Origin of the sequence: Shigella sp. FC1544 (assembly GCF_001722145.1) — a bacterium.
GTDB lineage: Bacteria > Pseudomonadota > Gammaproteobacteria > Enterobacterales > Enterobacteriaceae > Escherichia > Escherichia coli.
Genome location: NZ_MECT01000462.1, coordinates 1 through 414 on the forward strand (window position 1 = coordinate 1; position 414 = coordinate 414).

Genomic DNA, 414 nt, shown 5'->3' on the forward strand with positions numbered 1-414 from the left:
AACTTCTCCGGGATGTGTAATGCCAGTCAGTTAAGCAACTGACTGGCTCTTTTTCGGGGCTGTGGGGTATTTCCAGGGCCTCTCCTTTACCACTCTCGGAAGGCCCTTCCCCTTCTCGTCTGTAATTTCACAAGTTGTCCCATACTTGCAAGATCGCGCATCAGCTCCGGTATACGTCCCGGTGAAGCGCCCTGCAATGTCATCAGCATTCTCATCACCATTCCGCATGATTCTGAGAAACTCAGTTGATTCGGCCAGTAACCTTTCAGATGTTCCGCCATTTTAATCATCTGATATCTCACCAGATTATAAGCCAGTAAGACACCCCACAGCTCTTGCTCCACAAGCTCCGGCTTTTTACTTCTCAGCGTCAGCCTGCTCAGTTGCATCGTCTGTTTTATCTCCCTGTATCCC

At 49.5% G+C, this 414-nt stretch carries 1 pseudogene; it reads right to left on the minus strand.

From position 1 onward, the window contains the following. Window positions 1–30: 30 nt before the first annotated feature. A pseudogene (locus BGK49_RS18400) lies at window positions 31–414 on the minus strand (IS4 family transposase); the annotation flags it as partial.